Below are 21,904 nucleotides of genomic sequence, written 5' to 3'. Positions count from 1 at the left end.
GAATCTGACATGCGATATGTACGCAACACGTGGTACCCGCTCGCTTGGTCGCACGACATAACGCGCACGCTCACGCGTCGGACCGTCATTGAGCAGAATGTAGTTCTTTACAGATCGAGCGACGGCTCTGTTGTCGCGCTCGACGACTTATGTCCTCACCGCATGCTTCCGCTTTCCCTTGGCCGGTTGAAGGGGGACGCGATCGAGTGCGGTTATCATGGAATGACTTTTGACGGCGCGGGCAAATGCATCCGTGTTCCCGGTCAGAACGTCATTCCAAGGAATGCCGTCGTGCGATCTTATCCGACGGGCGAAAGACTCGGTCTGGTTTGGATCTGGATGGGAGATCCGGAATTGGCCGACCGGAGCAAAATTTTTGATCTTCCCGAGTTTCACGACCCGAACTGGTCGGTCGTCTTCGGTGACGCCCTGCACAATCAGTCCAACTACCTCAACCTGGCTGACAATCTCTGCGATCCTTCACACGTCAGCTTCGTTCATTCCGGTTCATTGGGCAATGCGGCGAGCGAAGACATTCCCGTACAGAGCGAAAGGGATGGCGAGAAGATCTTGGTCTGGCGCTGGGTTCCCGATGCGCCCCCGATCGGAATTTTCCAGAACTATCGAAAATTCAGCGGCAACGTCGATCGTTGGCATTATTATCATTACTATGCACCGTCGATCGCCGTAATCGACTTTGGAACGGCGCCGGCCGGCAGTATTCCTGTAGACGGCGATCGCAACCGAGGAATGCGGATTTTTGCCGGACATTTCATCACGCCCGTCGACGAGCGAACGAGCATCGACCATTGGCTTCATATCCGGAATTTCAATCAAGACGATCCGGATGTCGCGTCGCAGTTGAATAGCGATTTTCGCGCCGTCTTCGACGAAGACAGATTGATTCTCGAAGCGCTGCATCGTGAAGAGGAGGCGCGTCCTGATTTCAAACGGATCAACCTGGCTATCGACGCAGCGCCGAACAAGATGCGTCGTATTGTGGATGATATGATCGCCCGTGATCAGACTCTCGCAAGCCAATGAACATTTTGAGAGCCGCACCGATGACCTCGAATTTCAAGATCGGATGCAACGGACGCGGTGCCCAACAGTCGTCTCTTCAGAATCCGGTTGCGCTGGAAGAAGCGTTCATCGACGAACAATTTCGCCTGGTAAAAGAGGCCGGCGTGTTCGACTACTTCGACCGGCTTCCGTCGGCTGAAAACCTAGATGAATACCGAAAGGCTATAGACAAGTACGATCTCCCGGTGCTTACGGCGAGCTGGTTTTACCGATTGGGAGAAGAGGACGACTTAATACCGAAAAACCTTCGGATCGCCAAAGAGATCGGTGCATCGCTGCACAATATCATGATCTATACGCGTCATGCCGATGGTCATGTTTTGCGCAACGAGGAAATAGTCGATTGTTATCTGCGTACCTATGACGAAGGATTGAAGATCGGAGTCGAGCCGACTTTCGAACTTCATGTCAACATGTGGTCCGAGGATTTTCGTCGCGTAACGCCCGTCGCGTCGGAGGTGCAACGACGCGGCGTGCCCTTTAATTTGACGCTTGATTACAGCCATGTAAATTTCAAGATTGGAAACCCGGAGGAACTGGATATCTCGTGCGTCCGCGAGGACGTCGAAACCGGTCGCTTGATTCTGGACCCGTTCGAGCAGGGTAACCTGTGTGACGAGTGGCTAGCGATGGGCATCGTACGCTGGATGCAAGTTCGCTCCGCTGCGCCGGACGGACCAAGAAATATCTGGTCCAGATTCGATCCCGGCAACGTCATCGCCGCTGTTCCCAGCGATGCGACAGATACAAACAGAGCCGGCGATCCAGGTCGTGGGATATTGTATCCCTTCACAAAGCCCCTTCCCGGTGAGTGGCATTCGGCATGGCATGCCTACAAACTGGAGCCTACAAAGGAAGTCGTGCGAAAAGTCTTGCGGCACCATAAAAATGATCCCGCAAAAAGGCTAAAATTCATCACCACGGAAATGATCAACCTTCCCGACTATGCTCACAACGCCAAATTCTCGTTGATAGGCCAGAATGCAGCGATCGCTCAGTTCGTGCGGGATACTTGGGCCGAAATAGACTCAAGCGTCGCATGAACAATGCAACTCTCGAATCCTTGTTAGGAGGCCGGCCATAAGCAGCAGATGAAGAAGTCACCGCAGATGGCGTCGTGATCACTAATAATCAACCTTCCAATGTTTCAACTCGATAAGTGTCTCGATTCATTTCTATCATCTCGACGCTAACTAATATGCGAACTCCCGGTAGGCGTGGCACGTGTCGACGAAGAACGGATGCGATTCGGTTCGCGAGATCCTTCCTGGTTTCCGGTGACCTTCCAGGGAAGAGATAAAACTGAGCGTACACAAAGGCTCGGTTTTCCTCTTGAGTGCCAATCTTGTAGTTGGATAAGGCGCTGACACTTGATTTTAGATCGAATTCGTCGCGAATGGCTTCGCTTTCGGCCAGCAGTTCATTGACTTTCGCGAGTATCACGGGTGCGGGAAAGTCGAGTAGGTTATCGGTATAGTCGATTTTTAAGTATGGCATTGAGTGATCCCACAAGTAGTCGGTACCAGTGTACGCGTCAGGTACGTCACGCAAATCGAAAATTATGTCACGTTAAAAATAGTCCGGATAGCTTGATAGGGTGCTTCACGAATGAATGTGATGTCGGGGCACCAGAGTTGAATAGGGATCGCGGCGCCGCTTTCCAGCCATAGGTCTCGGTGGGTGGTGCGAAATCCATTCAGCCCACAACATTTGCCGGCGTCGCATTGAAGCCACTGGTGAGTTGTTATCAATGTCGTAGGCCACGAGTGTCGCCGCGGATGGTCGCCTCATCCGAAGCCGTCCCACCGCAACTTGATGAGATCGCCCATATTGGCTTGCCGTCGAAGCCAGCCTTCGCATCGGCGTACCGCGGCTAGCGGCGGCCAAGGCCGCGCTCGAATGCAGACGGTCGCGCACGATCCAGCTTAGCTTCGGACGGCGGACGACGAGATGGTTCGTCGGAATTCCGAAAACACGGTGACGTAGGATATGCACACCGCGCATGTTTGCGCGGCGAGCATGTAAAAAAATTGTCTGAGGGTTGACGGCATATGCGCGCTTATGCCAAAAATTGTATCCACAAAAAGATCTTTTGCATCCGAAAATGGTTGCGATCACAGAAGGTCTAAGGAGAAGGTTTTCATGATCGCAAGTCATAAGCGGGGTTTGCTGACGGAGGCATTGGTTGGGCTCGCCGTTCGCGGAAACCACACCTTTGCTGAGACCCGATTCTCCTACGATCAGATCGGAATTCTTACGGACATATCCGGTCTCTGCGCCGTTCTGGCCGGACCTGGCTCGGCGGAAGCGGGCGTGGGGTACACAAACGCGGTCGCTTTTGCAGATCAGATTGATCGCCAATCGCTCGGGGGGACGAATACGTGACGATTCAATCGGAACAGATCGAGGGCTGGATCGTCGTCACCGGCGCTGGCAGGGGCATAGGCGCAGGCATCGCGCGACGCCTCTGCGAGCGAGGCGCTTGTGTGATGGTCGCGGACCTCGATCTCGCGGCGGCGGAGGAGACGGCGGAGTGCCTGTGCCGCGATGGACACCGAGCGCAGGCCGGACATGTTGATGTCACCGAAGAGAATTCGGTTGAAGCACTGGGAGATGTGACCGTACGGCTCGGCAAACTTGTCGGCTGGGTCAACAATGCCGGGATTTCCGAGGTCATTCCGCTGACCGACATGTCTGTCGAGGCCTGGGACCGCATGATGAGCGTCAACGTCCGGGGTGTCTTTCTCGGCACGCGAGCGGCTGCGAGAAGAATGGAGAGCGGCGGAGCCATCGTGAACCTTGCAAGTGTGTCCTCAGTCATCGCGTTTCCCCACCGATCCCATTACGGCGCATCCAAAGGTGCTGTCGTCGCGTTTACAAAGCATGCAGCGATAGATCTCGCGCCACGGGGTATTCGCGTCAACGCCGTCGGGCCGGGAACGATCGAGAGCCAGATGACACAGGGTCGCCTCTCGGATCCGGAACAATTGCGATGGACGCTGCAGCGGGTACCTGCCGGTCGAGTTGGCCAGCCGGAAGATATTGGCAACGCCGTGGCGTTCTTGTGTAGCCAGGATGCAGCTTACATCACCGGTGTCGTGCTGATGTGCGATGGCGGCTGGACCGCTGCTGCCTGAACCTTATTCGCTTCTGTTCTATTTGATTCAATCGGAAAGACATGCCAATGCCCTCCACCGAAAAGCCTCTTGTCGTTATCTCGGGAGCAGCGAAGGGAATCGGGCGGGCCTGTGCGGAGGCATTCCTGGCGACTGGATGGCACGTTGCGGCGCTTGATTACGATGCCGAGCCGCACCTTCGCGGCAGGAAAAAGCAATGTCTCTCCAATCGTGACAGACGTTGCCGATCGGGCATCGGTTGAGGCCGCAACGAGCCAACTGACGCAGCCAGCACGGGCCCTCGTCAATGCTGCCGGAATTTTTCCTCTGTCGTCACTGGCGACTGCCGACGTTGCAACCTACCGGCGCATCTTTGATATCAACGTGCTTGGAACAGTGTTGCTCAGTCAGGCCATCGCGCGAACGATGCCCGCTGGCGGCGCGATTGTTCACTTCGCGTCGATCAACGCGTTCATGGCCAAGCCGGACCAATTGCTTTACAACGCGTCCAAAGCGGCGGTTGTGAGCCTGACGCGGGGTATGGCTGCGGATCTTGCCGAACGTCGTATACGGGTCAACGCTGTTGCGCCCGGCCCCGTCGATACCGAAGGCTTGCGCGCAATACCCGGACGACTCGAGAAAATTTCCGCTCAGATACCGCTCGGCAGAACCGCGTCTCCCTCGGAGATGGCTGCTCTGGTGCTTTGGCTGGTCGAAGGTGAGGGGGCCCAGTTGATGACCGGGGAGACAGTCGTGAGCAGCGGCGGCGTGCTGATGCGATGATGACCGGCCCATGTGCCGAGCCAGGGGTAGATACGGATTACGACGTTGTCCGGCTGGCACCGCTGGATTGTGCGCGCCTCATCAACAGCATCGTCGTTCGGAGACCCATCGCCTGGGTGACGGGTCATCATCGCGACGGCGTGGGTCGATATCCGACCTCGACAATATCGAACAGGCGCTTACGGAGTGTCCAATGCGACGCCCACCTTTCGGATCCGAACGAGCCCTGGTCCGGTAAGCGTTGCCGGATTTGGCCAGGTTAGCACTGCTTGCCGATGGCTTCGCGAGTCCGGTGCGAAGCGTAGCTGACATAGATACCAATTTGAACAAGCCGGCCAGGTCGGCACCCCCGAACGGGATGCATACGACTATTTTTTGGATACAACTGCTACAATTTTGGACTCGATTTTTCCGGAACCTTGTCCTTCAATGGAACCTAGGCAGAAGACGGAAACGCCAAGGTCGCCAAAAATTTCGAAGCCTATCTCACTGCGCTGGGACTTCCTCCGGCGACGCCCAGGCAGGCCGCGACGTCACCGCAACACTAAAGGCGTTTGCTTATGCACCTCGATGCGCAGACCTTCTTCTCGCTGCTGATGAACGGATTGGCCAGCGGTTCGATGCTCTTCATCGTCGCTTGCGGTCTGTCGCTTATCTTTGGGGTCACGCAGATCGTCAATTTCGCCCACGGCTCGTTCTACATGTTGGGCGCCTACATCGCCTACACGCTGACTCGCCATTGGGGCGGAAGCGGGTTTGGTTTTTGGACTGGCGTAGCCGCATCGGCTGCACTAACGGGGGTGATCGGCGGGCTCGTCGAAATCATTATCCTCCGGCGCCTCTATAAGGCGCCGGAACTACTTCAATTACTTGCTACGTTCGGCGTTGTACTCGTGGTGCAAGACGTCACACGTTACGCCTGGGGCAATGAAGACCTCATAGGGCCGCGCGTGCCGGGCCTTGCGGCAGTTGAATTCTTCGGCGTCCGTTTCCCGTCCTATAATTTGTTCCTGATGTTGCTAGGGCCTGCGATTCTGGGCCTGTTATGGCTTACGTTTCATCGCACTCGATGGGGCACGCTCGTACGCGCTGCGACCGAGGACCGGGAAATGGTAGGGTCCCTTGGAGTAAACCAGCGTTGGCTGTTCACTTCCGTTTTTGTTCTCGGCTGCGCCTTGGCCGGTCTTGGCGGCGCGGTGCAGTTACCGCGGGATGCCGCTAACTTGGGCATGGACTTTAATCTGCTTACTGAAGCCTTCGTTGTAGTCGTTGTGGGTGGGCTCGGCAGCATCCCCGGTGCCTTTGCGGCAGCGCTGATGATCGGCGTCGTCCAATCGTTCGGCACGCTGCTTATGCCATCCATGACCTTGGTCACAATTTTCATAGTCATGACCGTGGTGCTCGTCTTTCGGCCCCACGGTCTTGCCGGAAAGCCCCAAGTGCTGGTACGCGATCCTCGGCAGGCTGACGATACAGTGCTGTCGCCCGGCGGCCGGGAGCAATGGATCTACTGGGGATTGGGCATCGCCTTCGTAGTGTTCGCGCCGTTGCTGCTCGGCGACTACGGCGTCACACTGGTGATCGAAGCTCTCATATTCATCCTGTTTGCGGCTAGCCTACATTTTCTGGTGGGGCCGGCCGGCATACTTAGCTTTGGTCATGCCGCTTATTTCGGACTCGGCGCCTATTTCGTTGCACTCGGCGTGAAGTATTTCCACCTACCGTTTATCGCGGCCCTGATCGGTGCGCCGATAGCGGCCGGACTGGGCGCGGCTCTGTTTGGCTGGCTATGCGTGCGGCTCAGCGGCGTCTACCGCGCAATGCTTACGCTTGCACTTGCGCAAATCGTTTGGTCTGTGGCTTGGCAGTGGATCAGCGTGACAGGAGGCGACAACGGCATTTTGAAGGTGTGGCCGGATACTTGGGCGCGCAATCACATCGTCTATCTCTATCTCACCTTCGCCATTGTGGCGGCTGCAATCTTTGTCTTGCGCAAGGTGGTTTTCTCGCCTTTCGGCTACGCCTTAAGAGCGACGCGCGATTCACCGTCCCGGGCAGATGCCGTCGGCATCAATATTCGACGAACGCAATGGTTTGGCTTCATTCTCGCCGGCGCGGCCGCCGGACTCGCTGGAGCTCTTTACGCTTTCGCCAAAGGCAGTGTGTTCCCGGATGTCGTGTCGATTTCTTTGTCGGTTGATGGCCTCGTCATGCTTCTGCTTGGCGGGTTAGAGAGCATGGCCGGTCCCATCGTCGGCGCCGCCGGTTATCATTGGCTTTTGGCGGAGCTTCAGCGCACCACAGAATTCTGGCGCGCGCCTCTTGGCGTCGTGATCGTGCTTGCCATCATGTTCTTTCCGCGTGGCATTGTCGGGATGCTCCAGAAAATCTGGCCTTTGGTGTGGCGCAGCATGCCGATTTCCAAACGCGTTTCTGTGGGGGACGCGCCATGAGTGTCGCCGGCGAACTCACTGTTCGATCCATCCAGAAGGCCTTTGGTGGCGTGAAAGCTGTGGACGACGTCTCCTTCCTCGTTAATCCGGGCGAGATGGTTGCAATCATTGGCCCCAACGGCGCCGGAAAGTCGACCTGCTTCAACATGCTGGGTGGCCAGATCACGCCGGACGCGGGCGAGATACGTTTCGACGGCCACCTCATCAACGGCCTTGGCCCGTCTAAGATCTGGCGGCTCGGCATTGGCCGGACATTCCAAATCGCCGCTACGTTCCCATCCATGAGCGTGCGCGAGAATTTGCAGATGGTACTGCTGTCGCACCACAAAAAACTCAGTAGTTCGTGGCGACCTGCACCATCTTACTTTCTCGATCAAGCAGATCATCTGCTCGATCGCACGGGTTTGCGCGCGCAGGCTCGCCGGCCTTGCGGTGTGCTCTCCTATGGCGATCTAAAGCGCCTGGATCTTGCCATGGCACTCGGTAATAGCCCTAGGCTGCTGCTGATGGATGAACCAACGGCAGGCATGGCGCCGACCGAGCGTATCGCCATGATGAAGCTGGTACGTAACCTCATGGAGAGCGAAGGGGTCTCCATCCTGTTTACGGAACACGATATGGACGTGGTCTTCGGCCATGCGGACCGCGTTATTGTGCTCAATCGCGGCCAAGTCATCGCTAGCGGGGTGCCCACCGCCATTCGCGAAGAAAAGCTCGTGCAAGATGTGTATCTGGGCGGCGGTACGATGTACGGGGCGGCATAATGCTGACAGTTAGCAACATCAATAGTTTCTATGGCGCCGCGCATATCCTGCACGACGTGTCGCTTACCATTAGCCAGGGCGAGGCCGTCGCATTGTTGGGTCGTAACGGCGCGGGAAAATCGACGCTAATGAAATCGATCATCGGAATTGTCCCGCCCCGTTCGGGCAATATCATGTTCGAAGGGAAGGAAGTAAGCGGGCTCGATCCCTTCGTGATCGCTCGGCGGGGTGTCGGCTTCGTTCCAGAAGATCGACGGATTTTTGTAAGCCTAACCGTCGAGGAAAATCTTGAGGTGGGACGCCGCCACGCCCCGATGGGGCGCGAACCCTGGACGCGCGAAAAGCTCTACTCAATTTTCCCCAATCTCGCTGAAATGCGCGGGCGCCTGGCCGCCCATATGAGTGGCGGTGAACAGCAGATGCTAACCGTCGCGCGCACACTCATGGGAAACCCCTCTCTCATTCTTCTGGACGAGCCCTCCGAAGGCCTCTCGCCCAAAATCGTCGAGCAAGTCGCGCAAGCAATAATTCACGTCACTGCGTCCGGCATTACAGTCTTGCTGTCGGAGCAGAATATGCATTTCGCCAGTTTGGTCTCGGAGCGCGCCTATGTGATCGAGAAGGGCCAGATTAAGTTCTCCGGTACCATCGATAGTCTTCGATCGAACGATGATATCCGGCGAAACTATCTCGCCATTTAAAGGTCGACCGATAATGTGGATATCGGTGATGCGGCTCTGTGCCAGTGCGTCGAGTCCATGCGCGGCGACGTCGGTGTGAACCAGATCGCTGGGCGTCTTCGCCAATATACGTGACACGTCCAACGCAACCTTGCCATTGCCGACAATTACCGCGACTTTGCCGCAGAGGTCGAACGCAAAGTCGCGATAGTGAAGGGTGCCCATTGTACCATTCGACGAATTCGGTTGCGGTATTGCTGCCGGAGAGTTTCTCGCCGCGAATGTCCATGGTGAACGTGGCAACGGTCATTCTCGGATATAACCCAAATCTCAATTATTTTACCCAGAGCAGGAAATGCTGGCTGAAGAATTCGCCGTAAGCCGAACGCCGATCCGCGAAGCGCTGTCCCGCCTGGAGGCGCAGGGGATCGTTGCCCAGGAGCAGCAGCGCAGCACGGTAGTCTCGACGCAGGCCCTTGCCGTTCGGATTGCCGGTCCTGGCGAAGTTGGTCCAGTGAGCGTTTTAGGATAATCCTCCCCAGTCATTGGCTTCTTGATGTCGAGTTCGGTGAGACTCGTAAACCAGGTCCATTCGTCGGCATTGTTGCTCATCAGAATAGGCACCTTGTGGAACTTGCCTTCCGCCATCAAGGCCTGCATCTGCGCCGGCAGGATTGTGCCGTGCACCGAGCGCACCGCACCGTTGAGGAAGCGGCCCGCCTTGGCGATGATCTCGTCCACGGACTTGGAGCGCATGCATACCGCGGTCGGTCCTCGCAACCCATCGTGGACGCGAAGTCCAAACCTGTCTTTTCGGCCATCTCAAGCGGAGTCTGCGCTGGCGCCGACACCCCGCTTTCAAGGATGACCTTTTGAAACAGGCCCGCGGCGCCTGGCGAAACGAGGTTGAACATGATGGCTATGCCACCGGCGCTTTCGCCGAATACCGTCACATTGTTAGGGTCACCGCCGAACGTCTTGATGTTCTGTTGCACCCATTTCAGCGCAGCCTGCTGGTCGAGCGTGCCGTAATTGCCGAACGGATGGCCTTCCTTGTCGAGCGACGGATGCGCCATATAACCGAACACGTTCATGCGGTAGGTCGTGGACTCCACGACGAGGTCACCGTCTTTGACCAGCTTGCGCGGGTCATAGTCGTTGGTACGGCCGTTGAGCAGGCCGCCGCCATGGAGCCACACAATCACCGGGCGTAGCTTGCTGCGGCCCGACGCCGGCGCGAAGACATTCAGATAAAGACTGTCTTCCGTGGTGCTGCGGACAGCCATGACACCGAAGAGGTGTTTGTCTGCACGCAAGCGGGGCGAAGGCACGGGCGTCACGCTCGCCTGTCCACTCGGCAGGCGGAGCGGGCGCTTCCAGCGCAGTTCGCCGACCGGCGGCGCCGCGAAAGGAATGCCGAGAGAAGCGCCTGATGCCGTTCGCGGCATAGCCTTTCAGCGACCCGTCGCTGATCTTCGCCACTTCGGGCTTGCCTGACTTGACATTGCCGAACAGATCTTGGCGTCTGCCGAAGTCGCGCAGGACAGCGCCGGCGTCATCAACGCCGCTTTGCCGGAGTGACCGCCTTTGGCGCAACAACTGGCGTAATGAAGGGGTTATGGAATGACGTTTTTGGCGTGAAGCGGAAATAGGCCAAAACGGCGAGATCAGCTAAGCCGCGGCTAACGAGTCGTGCCGCGTTCATGATACCTAAATCCTCTAAGGTCATCGGGAATGAGTATTTGTGTTGGCACCGAGACCAAATCATTGTTGGCGATCCTAGGCCGTGCTTCCTGGCAACTGCCACAAAGCACAAACTACAGAACGTACCTTTTTGACGCGTGAGCAAGGCTGTGAAACCCACTTGTTTCAAGTTGCACGCTTGTATTCCTGCAAGTTATCGAAGTTGTCGCCGGCGAAGGGGAGGTGGCAATGAGTGCGGTGGCTCTCGCGACTAAGGTCGCTCAATTCGTTTTTGGGCCGAACGAATCCCTTTGAGAGCCGCGGGGCGCCGCTCGACTAAACCAAGGATCATCGGTGGAAGATATCGCACCAGACGATTTTGAGCCGATTTTTCGAACGAATGGCTTCGATTCGGCTTTTGGCACAGTTTATCTGAATCGAAAGACGACGACGCTTGGATTCCGTGTCATGGAGTACCACACCAATGCTACCGGAAATTGTCATGGTGGCGCGATGGCAACCTTTGCCGACATGCAGATCGCAGCCATCATGCGTTCGGGATTAATAACCACGGAACGTCATACGCCAACAATCAGCCTATCCGTCGACTACATCGCTCCTGCGCCGCTTGGTGCTTGGGTTGAGGCAAACGTGATTCTTATTAAAGAAACCAAATCGCTGATTTTTACCCAGGCTCTTATCACGGCGAACGGTGAACCGGTCGCCCGGGCAAATGCAACTTATCGAAACTATAGCGCGGTGGCTGTTCCTCGTCGCTGAGGCCTGCCTTTTGCTCTCAAGGAGACGAAAACCTACTTTATGAATAAATTTGGAAAACCTCCGGCGATGCCCTGCCGGAGTTGTCTTGTCCAGAGCTCATTACGGAATGAGTCCCAGCCAGTGGATCGGGCGCTAACGAATCGGCGCACTGCGCGCCTATTCTCATGCACGCAGATGCAACACTATTTTCTTGGGAAGATACTGTCCATTCTGGAGTATTCCGAAATACAAACGAATTCGGGAGATGGCGGACGGATAAGAGTTAGCACGCATCCTCAGCTTGCGTCGGCCGCGGGGTCATCCGCGAACCGCTGCATCTGAGTTATCCATGATTGCGAGGAAAGACAGAATGGACGAGTTATTTGATCTGACCGGAAAGGTCGCCTTGGTCACGGGAGGCTCCCGAGGGCTTGGTCTGCAAATGGTGCGCGCATTCGCCCAGCGTGGAGCCGACGTGGTTATTTCGAGCCGCAAGCTTGATGCCTGTGAGGCGGCCGCTGAGGAAATGCGAAGGCTCGGTCGTCGCGCGCTGGCCATCTCGGCAAACGCCAGCCGGTGGGATGACGTTGATCGGCTCGCCGCAGCCGCCTATCAGGCGTTCGGTCGTATCGACATCCTCGCGGCACGTCGCCCGCCATTCCTTCCCACGAGATAGCGGAAGCGATGTTTGACAAGATCGTTTCCCTCAATTTCAAAGGTCCTTTCCGGCTCGCTTCTCGCCCGGAAGGGCTATCCGACCCAGGACGGAATGCACGCGGCCGACATCGCCTTCACGGGCGTCGAGGTCGATGCCGATGCAGCGATCGGCGACCCCGAGAATGGCCTGCCACTGATCGAACGCGTGGTCGATGACGGCCGCATCGCGTTATGCGCCGCAGCCGGCGGGGCGATGGATGAATCGTTCAAGACCACCGTCGAATATCTCAAGACGCGAACCCAGTTCGGCGTCGCCATCGGCACCTTCCAGACCCTGCAGCACCGCGCCGCCGACATTTTCGTCGCCGCCGAGCAGGCCCGCAGCATGTCGATGTTCGCGACCGTGGCTTGCGATTTCGACGACGCCAGGGGACACGCCACCGCGGTCGCGGCGGCGAAGGTGCAGATCGGCAAGTCGCTGAAATTCGTCGGCCTGCAGTCGATCCAGCTCCATGTGACGGCATCGGCATGACCATGGAGGCCCGGATCGGCCATTACTTCAAGCGGCTGAGCATTATCGAGAACACATGTGGCGATACGGACTTTCATCTCCGCCGCGTGGCCGGGTGCGGGGGTTTGATCTAGCCCGCCCGTTCCGCACGTCAGATCAAATCGCCGCCAGCGGCTGAAGCCGTGGTGCCGTGCTTGCGGAAGGCCTTGATGACGTTACGGCCGACTTTCCATTTGTGCACCTCGTCAGGACCGTCGACCAGACGCTGCATACGAACCTCCGTATACCACTTCGCCAGCGGAAGATCCTGGCTGTAGCCCAACGCACCATGCAACTGGATCGCGGTATCGATGACTTTGTGCACCATGCGAGCCAGATAGACCTTGGCGATGGAGTTTTCCTGCGTTAGGTCCAGGCCCTTTTCAGCCTTGTAAGCAATATGCAGCAGCATCAGCCGAGCCATATAGAGCTGGCTGGCGCAATCGGCCAACATGAACTGGACAGCCTGCCGATCGGCGAGCAGCACGCCGAAAGTCGAACGCTTGGTGACATATTCCGTCGCCATATCGAGAGCCCGCTGGGCCTTGGCGACGTTGTGCATGCCATGGCGCAATCGGCCGTAGGCAAGGCGGTGTTGTCCCATATCGAAGCCGTTGCCTTCGCCGCCCAGCAGATTTTCGGCGGGCACCTTGAGATCCTTGATCTCGACCTCCGAATGTCCGCCGGAAAGCGCGTGGGCATGCGGCCCCTCGATCGCCATGGTCTTGATGTCGCGTTTGATGTTGTAGCCGGGGTTGGGCAATTCCACGATGAATGTCGAAAATTGCTTGTGCCGTGGCGCGTTCGGATCGGTCTTGGCCATTACCAGGGCCAGGTCGGCGACACCGGCGGATGACGTAAACCACTTCTCGCCGTTGAGAATATAATTGGCATTGCCATCTCTTTCCGCGCGGGTCTGCATGCCCGTAGCATCGCCACCCGCCACCTTCTCAGTCATCGAGAAGCAGATGCGCTTCTCCCCGTTCAATAACGGCTTGAGGAATTTTTCCTTCTGATGTTCCGTTGCGTGCGTCATGATCGTCATGATCGAGGCATCATCGGGCCCCTGCGTGTTCATCGACAGCGCACCGAGTGTGCTTTCGCCGAGCTCCATCTGCACCAGTGAGTTGGCGAGCGGGCCGAGCCCCATGCCGCCATATTCCTTCGGAGCGAACGGGCACCAGAGGCCTTGCGCGCGCGCTTTGGCGCGCAGCCTGCCCAGCACTTCCTTCAACGGCTTAGTGTCCAGTTCCTTTTCCGCCGGGATACATTCATCGTGAACCCATTTGCGGACTTTCTCCCGGACCGCCTTCGCCTCTGCCGGGATTTCGAAATCTATCGACATAATTCTTCCTCGCTGTACTGGATAATCAAGCTTATAGGGTGACATACGCCCGTGGCGAGGCGCTTGGTGGCGTGATTAAGATCGATACGATATCGAATGAGATCGATACGATATCAGCCCATATTTGCCTTGACGCCGTCAGGCGAGTGATGATGTTGATCGCGGACGTAGGCTTTTAATCGCTGTTTGGCGTCCCATGGAAACTGCCGGCGGCGGATAGGGGAAAAACGTTTGCGTGGAGGACATCCCACAGGGGCCTGTAAGGCCGATCAAGCTACCGACGACCGGCTTCATGTCGCACCTCGTCTCTGTGTAACGCAGTGAAGGGCTCAGCGCGTGAAGCCGCAGGGAGCTCCGATGTGCCAAGCGAGAACTACGGGTTGGTCTGAGCCCAGACTGACTTCTGCTACACTGACTTGTCGTTACATTTATTGTTTTCACAATGGTTAGCTTGATTGAAGCGGAAAGCGGGCTCACCTGACGCCGGGCAAACATCTAAGAAATGAGGGACGCATGACTCTGTTCGATATGTCCGGGAAAGTTGCAGTCATCACTGGCTCTTCGCGGGGGATAGGTCGTGCTATCGCGGAGCGGATGGCCGAACACGGTGCTAAGGTTGTGATCTCCTCACGCAAGCAACAGGCTTGTGACGAAGTGACGGAGGCGATTAACGATACGGCCGGCAAACAGGTCGCGCTCGCCATTGCGGCGAACATCTCGGTCAAGGAAGAACTCAAGGAGCTCGTCGAAAAGGCCAACGGCGCGTTTGGCAAGGTCGATACGCTGGTCTGCAACGCGGCGACGAACCCATATTACGGACCGCAGGCGGGAATTTCCGACGACCAGTTTCGCAAGGTTCTCGAAAACAACATCATAGCCAACCATTGGCTAATTACGTTCGTAGCGCCCCAGATGATCGAGCGCAGAGATGGTTCGATCACCATCGTCTCATCCGTCGGCGGTCTCAAAGGGACGACAAATCTGGGCGCCTACTCGATTTCGAAGGCTGCCGATATGCAACTCGCCCGGAATCTGGCCTGTGAATACGGCAAGCACAACGTCCGCGTGAACTGCATCGCGCCTGGCCTGGTCAAGACGGATTTTGCCCGGGCGCTTTGGGAAAATCCGGAAACGCTGAAAGCCATAACCGCCACTGCGCCGCTGGCACGCATCGGAGAGCCCGATGAAATTGCCGGCGCCGCGGTTTTTCTGGCATCAGCGGCCGGTACCTTCATTACGGGACAGACAATCATCATCGACGGCGGAGCATTGATCAGCTGAGTGCTGCAATTGTGGCTTTACCTGCGCTGCGATTTAAGCTCGCCAAAAAGCCAACACCCGAGATCTCATTGTCGGCGTCCCCGAGATGATCGCGATGGCCTCCTCAGTCATGACGCTCTATCCGGGTGACATCATTGCAAACGGGACCCCGCCGGTGTCGGGCCGCTAAAAGCGGGAGATCGGGTCGCAATCCGGATCGCAGGCGTCGGTGAGATGACGCTGGATGTAAAGCAAGGAAGGAACGGTGCGCATCCAGTTTGGAAATAAAGCGCCGGCCATGAGTCCTGCATAAGATAATGGCGGTTCTCTCCGGAGGGCCGCTCATGTTCGGGCGGCGCTTGTTTCGCGCTGCAGATGGCTCGCATCAATGCATTTTCGGCACCGCTCCAATGCATCACGGTGGCCGTGTTGACCTTCGAAGGCTATGGGTCTATGGTTGGACCAAAGAACATATGAGGGCCAGGGATGGCGGCAGACGGTTTTGATGCGGCGGCACAGGTGGCTGTCGTTACCGGCGGTGGAAGCGGCGTCTGGCAGGCGCTCTGTGGGGCACTTGCCCAATCCGGCATTCGCGATCTCGAAGCAGCCCGACGGGTAGCGGCTGCGATCAATGAGACGTACTCCCACAGTCCCGCGCTGGCGCTTGAACTCGATGTAGTTGAAAGCCGATCCGTCGAAGCCTTGGTGGAGAAGGTCGAAACGGAGATCGGCCCGATCGATCTCTGGTGCTCGAACGCTGGAATTCACGCCGGCGACGGCCTTGGCGAAACGACTAATTGGCGGAGGTCGCTCGACGTCAACCTGATGGGTCACGTCAACGCCGCGCGAGCCGTCATTCCACGCATGGTCGAGCGCGGAAACGGACACTTTGTCGTCACCGCTTTCGCGGCCGGGCTGCTGACGGACTTCCGCTGTGCGCCTTACGCAGCTAGCAGGCACGCCGCCGTCGCGTTGGCCGAATGGCTCGATTACGTATGCCGATGATGGCGTCTCGGTCTCGTGCGTCTGCCCAGAGGGTGTACGGACCGGAATGACGAAGCCCGACAGTCTCAGGGCTGGAGTTTCGAGCAACTTTCTCGCGCCGGAAGACGTCATTCGAGAAATTATCGAGGCCGTGTAGTAGTGATTGTGCTCTGAATTATTCGCGAAACGCCAACTTCATGTTCGTTGAGAGCGGTCGTGCCAGAAAAATATGATTATATCATTGTCGGATCCGGTTCGGCAGGCGCGGTCATAGCAAACCGCCTCACCGAAACAAGCCGCACCCGCGTATTGCTTTTGGAAGCCGGCGGGCCGGATAATAATCCTCTGCTTTCTATGCCTCTTGCTTTTCGAACGGTGTTCAGCAGGCCAGCCTATAGCTGGAATTATATGTCGGAGCCTGAACCCGGTCTGGGAGGGCGGCGGCTGCCAATCCCGCGAGGACGGACGCTCGGAGGGACATCGAGCATCAACGCTATGATCGCGATTCGCGGAAATTCGCGCGACTTCGATCAATGGGCTGACTCGGGGCTGCAAGGCTGGGGCTATCAGGACGTTCTTCCCTATTTCAGACGTCTCGAGCGGAGTTGGCGCGGCGACAACGTCTACCATGGTGGAAGCGGGCGGGTCGAAATCACCCAGATGACGTCGCCGGACATGCTCTACGAGCCTTTGCGGAAGGCGGCGGAGAGCATCGGAATTCGCTCGAACGACGATCCTAACGGCCAGTCCCAGGATGGAATCAGCAGGATGGAGGCCACGATCGGCGGAGGATATCGTTCGAGCACGTCGCGAGCCTATCTGAAGGACGCGAGAAAGCGGTCGAACTTAACTGTCCTGACCAAGGCCGTAGCTTCGAAAATCATTCTTGAAGGCGTGCGAGCCATCGGCATCGAGTATGTCCGAAACGGGCTTCGGGAATCTTCTTTCGTTGGAAAAGAAATCATTGTTTCGGCAGGGTCGTACAACTCACCCCAACTGCTGATGCTGTCCGGCATCGGTCCTGCCGAGCACCTCCGCGAGAAGGGTATCGTTCCTGTGGTTGACTTGCCTGGCGTGGGACGAAATCTGTCCGAGCATCCCAATATTATTATGGCGTTCGGTACGCCAGGCAAACTGGGATATACGAAGTTTCTGAGGTTTGACCGCGCAGCCATGGCCGTTGCACAATGGTTTCTCTGGCATAGCGGGCCTTTCGCAACGAACGGAGCGGCTGCAAATATCTTCCTCCGTACTCGCCCCGAGTGTGACCGTCCCGATATGCAAATTATTTGCATGCCCGTGAACAACACGGCGACCCTCTGGTTTCCGGGAGTGCGGCCTCAGGAGATCGTCGGACTTTCGGCGCGATTGGGAGCACTTCATCCGAAATCGCGCGGTGCGGTCGAACTGCGTTCCAGCGATCCGGCGGAAAGCCCACGGATCTCTTTCAACATGTTTTCCGAACGGGACGATCTTGCCACCATGGTCGCGGGGGTTAAACTGTGTCGCGAGATTTACAAGGCGCTGCATCGCGACGGCATCGTCACAGAAGAAATTCTGCCCGGTTCGCAGGTTCAAACAGACCAGGACATCGAGGAATTCATCCGCGAAAATGCGGGTCATCGATCGCATCCTGTGGGGACTTGCAAAATGGGGACAGATCGGATGTCCGTAGTTGATGAGCAATTGCGGGTCAAGGGCATCGCCGGTCTTCGCATTGCAGATGCCTCGATTATGCCGGAGTTGCCAAGCGGCAATACGAACCTGCCGTCGATCATGATCGGAGAGAAGGCGTCCGATCTATTGAAAGGCAAACTGCGTTATGATAGCGAGGGCGCGGGTCGCGCATGATTGCGCGCGTTTGAGTTTTCCTTCCCCGCCGCCAGACGCGCCATGGGACCGCAGCGGCGGTCGGTTTTCCCGGCCTTGTGCTGATCAGCCTTTTCATTGTCGGCCGCTCGATCCCAGACATCACCTAGGATTCAGGTACTCCACGATCCGATCTTTCAGATGTATGTGGCGTTCTGGATTTTCGTCTGCTTCACCATTCGTCCGAGACCAGCTTTTTTCGACCGGGCCGATCGGTGTGACGCATCTCACGCAAAGCAGAAACGATCACCAGACAAGCCGTCTCACGATGAGGGCGACATCGGCCGCTGGGCGCTTAGCTTACGCGCCGTGATATGCCCGATACCAATCCACTAACCGCCGATGCGGGTTTCGATCGGCGTGGCGGTGGTCTGCCCCCCTTGAAAGTGGTCCTCCCTGAAGTATGGCTTTAAGCCTGATGGGGGATGCAGAATGCCCGAGAAGAGACATATGGCGGAAGAGATTGTCGCGAAGTTGCGGCAGGTTGAAGTGCTGACAGCGCAGGGCAAACCGGTCGCTGAAGCGATCCGATCGATAGGGGTGACGGAAGTTACATTCTATTGCTGGCGGAATGAGTATGGCGGGTTGAGGGGCGACCAGGTGAAATGGCTGAAGGAGTTGGAGGCGGAGAACACCCGGCTTCGGCGTTTGCAGTCTCGGTGTCAATCGGCGCCTCAGCTTTTCGGAAGGATGGTCGGGCGTCCTAGTCCCATCCATGCGATCGGTGAGGAACAGGCCTCCGGATTGCTTTCCACGCGCCATTCGGCCGCGACGATGCGTCGGGCGGTAAAGTTGTTGGCCTGATCGGAGACCAGCCACTTCAACGGTTCGGCCATGATTTTCGGTTGCAGCATCGCTTTCCGGTCGAGGCCGGATTGCATGGGCACGAAGTCCGTATTAACGGGACCGCCTGGGACGAGGACATTGGATGTGACGCCGGTTCCTTCCAAATCGGCAGCCATGACGGCGGCCGCCGCCTCAGCCGATGCCTTGCATGGGCCGTAAGGAATGCGCCCGCGATAGATCATGCTGTTGAGACCCGTGGTATTGACGATAAGGCGTCCCCATCGCCGCGCAATCATCGCCGGCGTAACGGCCCGTGCGAGCCGGAAGAGTCACTTCAGCATGGATTGCGCTGAATTCGCGCCACTGCTCTGCCGTAACCTCCCAAAATGGCACGGGATTTTGCCAGCTATCCGCCCGGATGGAGCCCGTGCCGATGCCGGCATTATTAATCAGTACGTCGATCCGCCTTTCGCTTTCGAGGACCTTCGCGACCGTATCTTCCGGCGCCTGACCTGAGGCGAGATCAACAAACATCGTTCGTAGCCGTTCCGTATTGCCGCCGAGCGCCTCGCGCAATTCACGGGTGCTTTTCTCGTATCGCCCGAGAGCGACAACGATGAACCCTTCCTCAAGAAGCGCTTGCACCATGACGCGCCCCATTCCTCGCGTGCCACCAGTGACGAGGGCAACCTTCGGGGTTTGTCCGACCGAGCGCTCCGAAGAGCTGATTTCTGTTTCCATTTTGAGTGGCGGCCTTCGGAGTTGCATGATGTTTAGCGTGTCGCTATTCAACTGACTCGAAGATAATCTCAAGCGGCATGATTGGTAGAATAAAGTCCAAGACAGGCCGTTCTATCTCGGAAGTCCCAGGACGCCCGCGGCCAGAATATTGCGCTGAATTTCCGATGTTCCGCCAAAAATGGTGGTCGGTCTGGCGATGAGAAATTGTTCGCCGACCGAGACGTCAGTGCCCGGCAGGGCACCGACCCGGCCCGCATCTTCCTCGCAGATCAGGAGCGTCCATTCGGTCAACCTCTGATAAAGCTCCGACTGGTTTATCTTCAGCATGGACACGTCGGCGCCCAAGTCGCCGCCGTCCCGAAGACGATCGACGAATGTCTGATAGAGCGCTGTGTGATCTTCCAGATCCAGGCGCAGTTGAACGTACCTGCTCACCGAAACGGGATCGTCCCATGCCTTGACCCGTCTCATGACCTCATTAAGTTGGGCAAGAGCATTTTCCGATTGCTTTGGAGATCCTAGCGAAATTCGCTCGAAGCCTAAAATGGCGTTTGCCATTTTCCATCCCTGACCGACTCCACCGACCAGATAATCGGCTGGCACTCTCACATTTTCGAAGCGAACCTGGCACAGATCCTCATCGCCCGAAATGTCGAGAATGGGCCTAACGCTGATGCCCGGAGCATCCATAGGCAAGAGCAGAAAGCTGATACCCTCCTGCTTTCGCTTCTCTTGGCTTGTCCTGAAAAGCCCGAACATCCAGTTGCAATTCGCGCCTCTCGTCGTCCAGATCTTTTCGCCGTTGATGACCCATTCATCTCCTTGGCGCTCAGCCCTGGATTTGAGGCTCGCAAGGTCGGACCCGGCATTCGGTTCGCTATATCCTTGGCACCAGGCGTCTTCGCCCGACAGAATCCGGGGAAGAAAATGGGCTCGCTGGGCGTCGGTCCCGTAATGGATGATGAGCGGGCCGATCATGACGATACCAGTTTCATTTAGGCGAACGGCGCCGAAGCGGGCCAATTCCTCCGTGATGATCAGCTGCCTGACGGACGACATGCCTTGCCCGCCATACTCCACCGGCCAGCCGGGCGCCAGCCAGCCGCGCGCATGAAGCGCCTGATACCAGGGCAGGGCAACCTCGAACGGAACCCGCTTTGGTGAATTGCGCACTTCGAAGGGGTAATTGTCCGCAATCCACTCGCGCGCACGTAACCGAAATTCCTCGTCGCTCAGTTCATTGTCGGAAGCGACTTGCAACATCACAACTTTCCTCGTGCTGCGCATACAAGCGTCAAATAGCGAGCGCGGTGCGCAGTCGCTGATCCGTAGCAATTCATAAGGGCCATCGCTTTGCGCAGGAACAAGCCTATGTCGGCTTCATCCGTGTAGCCAATGCCGCCATGAAGTTGAACCGCCTGCCTTGTGACCAGAAGAGCCACATCCGAAGCACGAGCCTTCGCCCGTGACACTGCCTGTTTCGCTGCCGCAAGAGAGGGGCTCGATTCCAGTATCGCTGCGGCCTGCTGGATGGATGCGCTCACCAGCTGAATCTGGATATAGAGATCTACCATGCGATGCTGGATGACCTGAAAACTACCGATCGATCGATCAAATTGCGTCCGCGTCGTAACGTAATCCTTTGTGATCGCGAACGCTCTGCGCATGACGCCCAGCAGGTAAGCAGCGATTCCAAGCGTAATTTCTTCCTGGACCGTTTCGAAGGACCCCTTGATCGGCTCGGTCGGCGTGTTGTCGAACGTCAATTCGGAAAAATGCCCACCATCCTGCAGGGGCGTCGTCAGCACACTTAGTCCGGGTGCATCCTTTCGTACAAATTGCAGTCCGTTAGAGGTCGTAACCACGAAGCCGCCTGCGGCCTCAGCCATATGAACGTATTTTTTCGACCCGATCAGCTTGCCTTGCGCCAAGCGAACCGTCGGCGCTTTCGATTCAAGGTCCCCCGCGCGTTCCTGCCATGCCGGCAGCACGATCAAGGATCCACTCATCACGTCTTCGAGAAGAGTGCCGCTCAGAAAAGGCGCGGTGCATATCGCCTCTGGAACGGGCTCGGGCGCCATACAGGCTCCCAAACGCTCGGAGAGAACGCATAACTCCTGAATTCCAAGACCGATGCCGCCCTGTTCGTTTGGCACGCGCAGCGAAAGCCAGCCGAGCTTTGAAACTTGTTCCCAGAAGTCGCGGCTAATTCCTGGCCGATGACCTCGAAGCGCACGCGCGCGCCGCAATTGTTCCAACGATTCGAGAAAGGCCGCGCTTCCAACAATGAGCGCAAGGGTTTCCGCGCGATCGCCGGTCTCCTTGTCTGTCATCGCGCTGCCTCCTTACTAATGATTAGCGCGTCCACGGCCTGTCCCCGCGGGCTTGCGA

General features: G+C 57.2%; 22 protein-coding genes and 2 pseudogenes. 17 read left to right on the top strand and 7 right to left on the bottom strand.

Annotation, left to right across the window (positions count from 1 at the left end; all coding sequences use genetic code 11):
• The first annotated feature begins 9 nt into the window (after positions 1–9).
• Both V1283_RS29090 and V1283_RS29085 read left to right on the top strand, forming a co-directional pair.
• A complete protein-coding gene (locus tag V1283_RS29090; RefSeq protein WP_334390042.1) occupies positions 10–1,044 on the top strand; it encodes an aromatic ring-hydroxylating dioxygenase subunit alpha in 1,035 nt (344 codons plus the stop codon).
• A 20-nt stretch (positions 1,045–1,064) separates the two neighbouring features.
• Positions 1,065–2,126: a hypothetical protein gene (locus tag V1283_RS29085; protein WP_334390041.1), complete on the top strand. Its 1,062-nt coding sequence runs from the start codon at positions 1,065–1,067 to the stop codon at positions 2,124–2,126.
• A gap of 88 nt (positions 2,127–2,214) precedes the next feature.
• Here V1283_RS29085 and V1283_RS29080 read toward each other — a convergent pair whose 3' ends face one another.
• Complete coding sequence (locus tag V1283_RS29080; protein ID WP_334390040.1) at positions 2,215–2,580, bottom strand: 5-carboxymethyl-2-hydroxymuconate Delta-isomerase; 366 nt, start codon at positions 2,578–2,580, stop codon at positions 2,215–2,217.
• An 884-nt stretch (positions 2,581–3,464) separates the two neighbouring features.
• On the opposite strand from V1283_RS29080, the gene V1283_RS29075 reads away from it, so the two are divergent.
• From V1283_RS29075 to V1283_RS29050, 7 genes are all read left to right on the top strand, one after another.
• Positions 3,465–4,220, top strand: a complete 756-nt coding sequence (locus V1283_RS29075; protein WP_334390038.1) for an SDR family NAD(P)-dependent oxidoreductase — start codon at positions 3,465–3,467, stop codon at positions 4,218–4,220.
• 41 nt (positions 4,221–4,261) lie between these two features.
• Positions 4,262–4,462 carry an SDR family NAD(P)-dependent oxidoreductase gene (locus V1283_RS44810; RefSeq protein ID WP_442895788.1) on the top strand — a complete coding sequence of 67 codons (201 nt, stop codon included), beginning with the start codon at positions 4,262–4,264 and terminating at the stop codon, positions 4,460–4,462.
• On the top strand, positions 4,365–4,982 hold the full coding sequence (locus V1283_RS29070) for an SDR family NAD(P)-dependent oxidoreductase (RefSeq protein WP_334390037.1): 618 nt from the start codon (positions 4,365–4,367) through the stop codon (positions 4,980–4,982). Before V1283_RS44810 ends, V1283_RS29070 begins: the two co-directional genes overlap by 98 nt.
• Positions 4,983–5,542: 560 nt before the next feature.
• On the top strand, positions 5,543–7,435 hold the full coding sequence (locus V1283_RS29065) for an ABC transporter permease (RefSeq protein ID WP_334390036.1): 1,893 nt from the start codon (positions 5,543–5,545) through the stop codon (positions 7,433–7,435).
• Positions 7,432–8,199: an ABC transporter ATP-binding protein gene (locus V1283_RS29060; protein ID WP_334390035.1), complete on the top strand. Its 768-nt coding sequence runs from the start codon at positions 7,432–7,434 to the stop codon at positions 8,197–8,199. Before V1283_RS29065 ends, V1283_RS29060 begins: the two co-directional genes overlap by 4 nt.
• A complete protein-coding gene (locus V1283_RS29055) occupies positions 8,196–8,900 on the top strand; it encodes an ABC transporter ATP-binding protein (RefSeq protein WP_334393220.1) in 705 nt (234 codons plus the stop codon). Before V1283_RS29060 ends, V1283_RS29055 begins: the two co-directional genes overlap by 4 nt.
• 334 nt (positions 8,901–9,234) lie before the next feature.
• Positions 9,235–9,411: a GntR family transcriptional regulator gene (locus V1283_RS29050; RefSeq protein WP_334390034.1), complete on the top strand. Its 177-nt coding sequence runs from the start codon at positions 9,235–9,237 to the stop codon at positions 9,409–9,411.
• Positions 9,412–9,526: 115 nt separating this feature from the next.
• Here V1283_RS29050 and V1283_RS29045 read toward each other — a convergent pair whose 3' ends face one another.
• Positions 9,527–10,327 (bottom strand): carboxylesterase family protein, encoded by an 801-nt coding sequence (locus V1283_RS29045; protein ID WP_334390033.1) that lies wholly within the window; start codon positions 10,325–10,327, stop codon positions 9,527–9,529.
• Positions 10,328–10,916: 589 nt separating this feature from the next.
• Between V1283_RS29045 and V1283_RS29040 the strand changes: the two genes are divergently transcribed.
• From V1283_RS29040 to V1283_RS29030, 3 genes and pseudogenes are all read left to right on the top strand, one after another.
• Positions 10,917–11,342 (top strand): PaaI family thioesterase, encoded by a 426-nt coding sequence (locus V1283_RS29040; protein WP_334390032.1) that lies wholly within the window; start codon positions 10,917–10,919, stop codon positions 11,340–11,342.
• A gap of 328 nt (positions 11,343–11,670) precedes the next feature.
• Positions 11,671–11,997 (top strand): SDR family NAD(P)-dependent oxidoreductase, encoded by a 327-nt coding sequence (locus V1283_RS29035; protein ID WP_334390031.1) that lies wholly within the window; start codon positions 11,671–11,673, stop codon positions 11,995–11,997.
• 60 nt (positions 11,998–12,057) lie between these two features.
• Positions 12,058–12,623, top strand: a pseudogene (locus V1283_RS29030) (acyl-CoA dehydrogenase); the annotation flags it as partial.
• A 17-nt stretch (positions 12,624–12,640) separates the two neighbouring features.
• On the opposite strand, the gene V1283_RS29025 reads toward V1283_RS29030, so the two are convergent.
• On the bottom strand, positions 12,641–13,873 hold the full coding sequence (locus V1283_RS29025) for an acyl-CoA dehydrogenase family protein (RefSeq protein ID WP_334390030.1): 1,233 nt from the start codon (positions 13,871–13,873) through the stop codon (positions 12,641–12,643).
• Between the two features lie 513 nt (positions 13,874–14,386).
• Between V1283_RS29025 and V1283_RS29020 the strand changes: the two genes are divergently transcribed.
• The 5 genes and pseudogenes from V1283_RS29020 to V1283_RS29005 all read left to right on the top strand — a co-directional run.
• Positions 14,387–15,154: an SDR family NAD(P)-dependent oxidoreductase gene (locus tag V1283_RS29020; protein ID WP_334390029.1), complete on the top strand. Its 768-nt coding sequence runs from the start codon at positions 14,387–14,389 to the stop codon at positions 15,152–15,154.
• An 85-nt stretch (positions 15,155–15,239) separates the two neighbouring features.
• A complete protein-coding gene (locus tag V1283_RS44805; RefSeq protein ID WP_442895889.1) occupies positions 15,240–15,323 on the top strand; it encodes a hypothetical protein in 84 nt (27 codons plus the stop codon).
• A gap of 296 nt (positions 15,324–15,619) precedes the next feature.
• The gene (locus tag V1283_RS29015) at positions 15,620–16,138 is read left to right on the top strand and encodes an SDR family oxidoreductase (RefSeq protein WP_334390028.1); all 519 of its coding nucleotides are present in this window, start codon (positions 15,620–15,622) and stop codon (positions 16,136–16,138) included.
• Between the two features lie 195 nt (positions 16,139–16,333).
• On the top strand, positions 16,334–17,968 hold the full coding sequence (locus V1283_RS29010; protein WP_334390027.1) for a GMC family oxidoreductase: 1,635 nt from the start codon (positions 16,334–16,336) through the stop codon (positions 17,966–17,968).
• A gap of 450 nt (positions 17,969–18,418) precedes the next feature.
• Positions 18,419–18,634 (top strand): annotated as a pseudogene (locus V1283_RS29005) (transposase); the annotation flags it as partial.
• Positions 18,635–18,660: 26 nt separating this feature from the next.
• On the opposite strand, the gene V1283_RS29000 reads toward V1283_RS29005, so the two are convergent.
• From V1283_RS29000 to V1283_RS28985, 4 genes are all read right to left on the bottom strand, one after another.
• Positions 18,661–19,068 carry a hypothetical protein gene (locus tag V1283_RS29000; protein ID WP_334390026.1) on the bottom strand — a complete coding sequence of 136 codons (408 nt, stop codon included), beginning with the start codon at positions 19,066–19,068 and terminating at the stop codon, positions 18,661–18,663.
• Positions 18,965–19,513, bottom strand: coding sequence for an SDR family NAD(P)-dependent oxidoreductase (locus V1283_RS28995; protein ID WP_334390025.1), 549 nt, complete (start codon positions 19,511–19,513; stop codon positions 18,965–18,967). The genes V1283_RS29000 and V1283_RS28995 overlap by 104 nt, the downstream gene beginning before the upstream one ends.
• Before the next feature lie 111 nt (positions 19,514–19,624).
• The gene (locus tag V1283_RS28990; protein WP_334390024.1) at positions 19,625–20,776 is read right to left on the bottom strand and encodes an acyl-CoA dehydrogenase family protein; all 1,152 of its coding nucleotides are present in this window, start codon (positions 20,774–20,776) and stop codon (positions 19,625–19,627) included.
• Positions 20,776–21,846 carry an acyl-CoA dehydrogenase family protein gene (locus V1283_RS28985; RefSeq protein WP_334390023.1) on the bottom strand — a complete coding sequence of 357 codons (1,071 nt, stop codon included), beginning with the start codon at positions 21,844–21,846 and terminating at the stop codon, positions 20,776–20,778. Before V1283_RS28985 ends, V1283_RS28990 begins: the two co-directional genes overlap by 1 nt.
• Positions 21,847–21,904 lie beyond the last annotated feature (58 nt).

Origin of the sequence: Bradyrhizobium sp. AZCC 2262, from assembly GCF_036924535.1 — a bacterium.
Lineage (GTDB): Bacteria > Pseudomonadota > Alphaproteobacteria > Rhizobiales > Xanthobacteraceae > Bradyrhizobium.
This window is presented reverse-complemented; position numbering and strand designations above follow the sequence as displayed.

What these genes read in the sequence shown, in the direction of transcription:
- V1283_RS29090 (WP_334390042.1), top strand. Translation starts at nt 10, where the DNA reads ATGCGATATGTACGCAACACGTGGTACCCGCTCGCTTGGTCGCACGAC.
- V1283_RS29085 (WP_334390041.1), top strand. Translation starts at nt 1,065, where the DNA reads ATGACCTCGAATTTCAAGATCGGATGCAACGGACGCGGTGCCCAACAG.
- V1283_RS29080 (WP_334390040.1), bottom strand. Translation starts at nt 2,580, where the DNA reads ATGCCATACTTAAAAATCGACTATACCGATAACCTACTCGACTTTCCC.
- V1283_RS44810 (WP_442895788.1), top strand. Translation starts at nt 4,262, where the DNA reads ATGCCAATGCCCTCCACCGAAAAGCCTCTTGTCGTTATCTCGGGAGCA.
- V1283_RS29065 (WP_334390036.1), top strand. Translation starts at nt 5,543, where the DNA reads ATGCACCTCGATGCGCAGACCTTCTTCTCGCTGCTGATGAACGGATTG.
- V1283_RS29060 (WP_334390035.1), top strand. Translation starts at nt 7,432, where the DNA reads ATGAGTGTCGCCGGCGAACTCACTGTTCGATCCATCCAGAAGGCCTTT.
- V1283_RS29050 (WP_334390034.1), top strand. Translation starts at nt 9,235, where the DNA reads ATGCTGGCTGAAGAATTCGCCGTAAGCCGAACGCCGATCCGCGAAGCG.
- V1283_RS29045 (WP_334390033.1), bottom strand. Translation starts at nt 10,327, where the DNA reads ATGCCGCGAACGGCATCAGGCGCTTCTCTCGGCATTCCTTTCGCGGCG.
- V1283_RS29035 (WP_334390031.1), top strand. Translation starts at nt 11,671, where the DNA reads ATGATTGCGAGGAAAGACAGAATGGACGAGTTATTTGATCTGACCGGA.
- V1283_RS29025 (WP_334390030.1), bottom strand. Translation starts at nt 13,873, where the DNA reads ATGTCGATAGATTTCGAAATCCCGGCAGAGGCGAAGGCGGTCCGGGAG.
- V1283_RS29020 (WP_334390029.1), top strand. Translation starts at nt 14,387, where the DNA reads ATGACTCTGTTCGATATGTCCGGGAAAGTTGCAGTCATCACTGGCTCT.
- V1283_RS44805 (WP_442895889.1), top strand. Translation starts at nt 15,240, where the DNA reads ATGATCGCGATGGCCTCCTCAGTCATGACGCTCTATCCGGGTGACATC.
- V1283_RS29015 (WP_334390028.1), top strand. Translation starts at nt 15,620, where the DNA reads ATGGCGGCAGACGGTTTTGATGCGGCGGCACAGGTGGCTGTCGTTACC.
- V1283_RS29000 (WP_334390026.1), bottom strand. Translation starts at nt 19,068, where the DNA reads ATGATTGCGCGGCGATGGGGACGCCTTATCGTCAATACCACGGGTCTC.
- V1283_RS28995 (WP_334390025.1), bottom strand. Translation starts at nt 19,513, where the DNA reads ATGGAAACAGAAATCAGCTCTTCGGAGCGCTCGGTCGGACAAACCCCG.
- V1283_RS28990 (WP_334390024.1), bottom strand. Translation starts at nt 20,776, where the DNA reads ATGTTGCAAGTCGCTTCCGACAATGAACTGAGCGACGAGGAATTTCGG.
- V1283_RS28985 (WP_334390023.1), bottom strand. Translation starts at nt 21,846, where the DNA reads ATGACAGACAAGGAGACCGGCGATCGCGCGGAAACCCTTGCGCTCATT.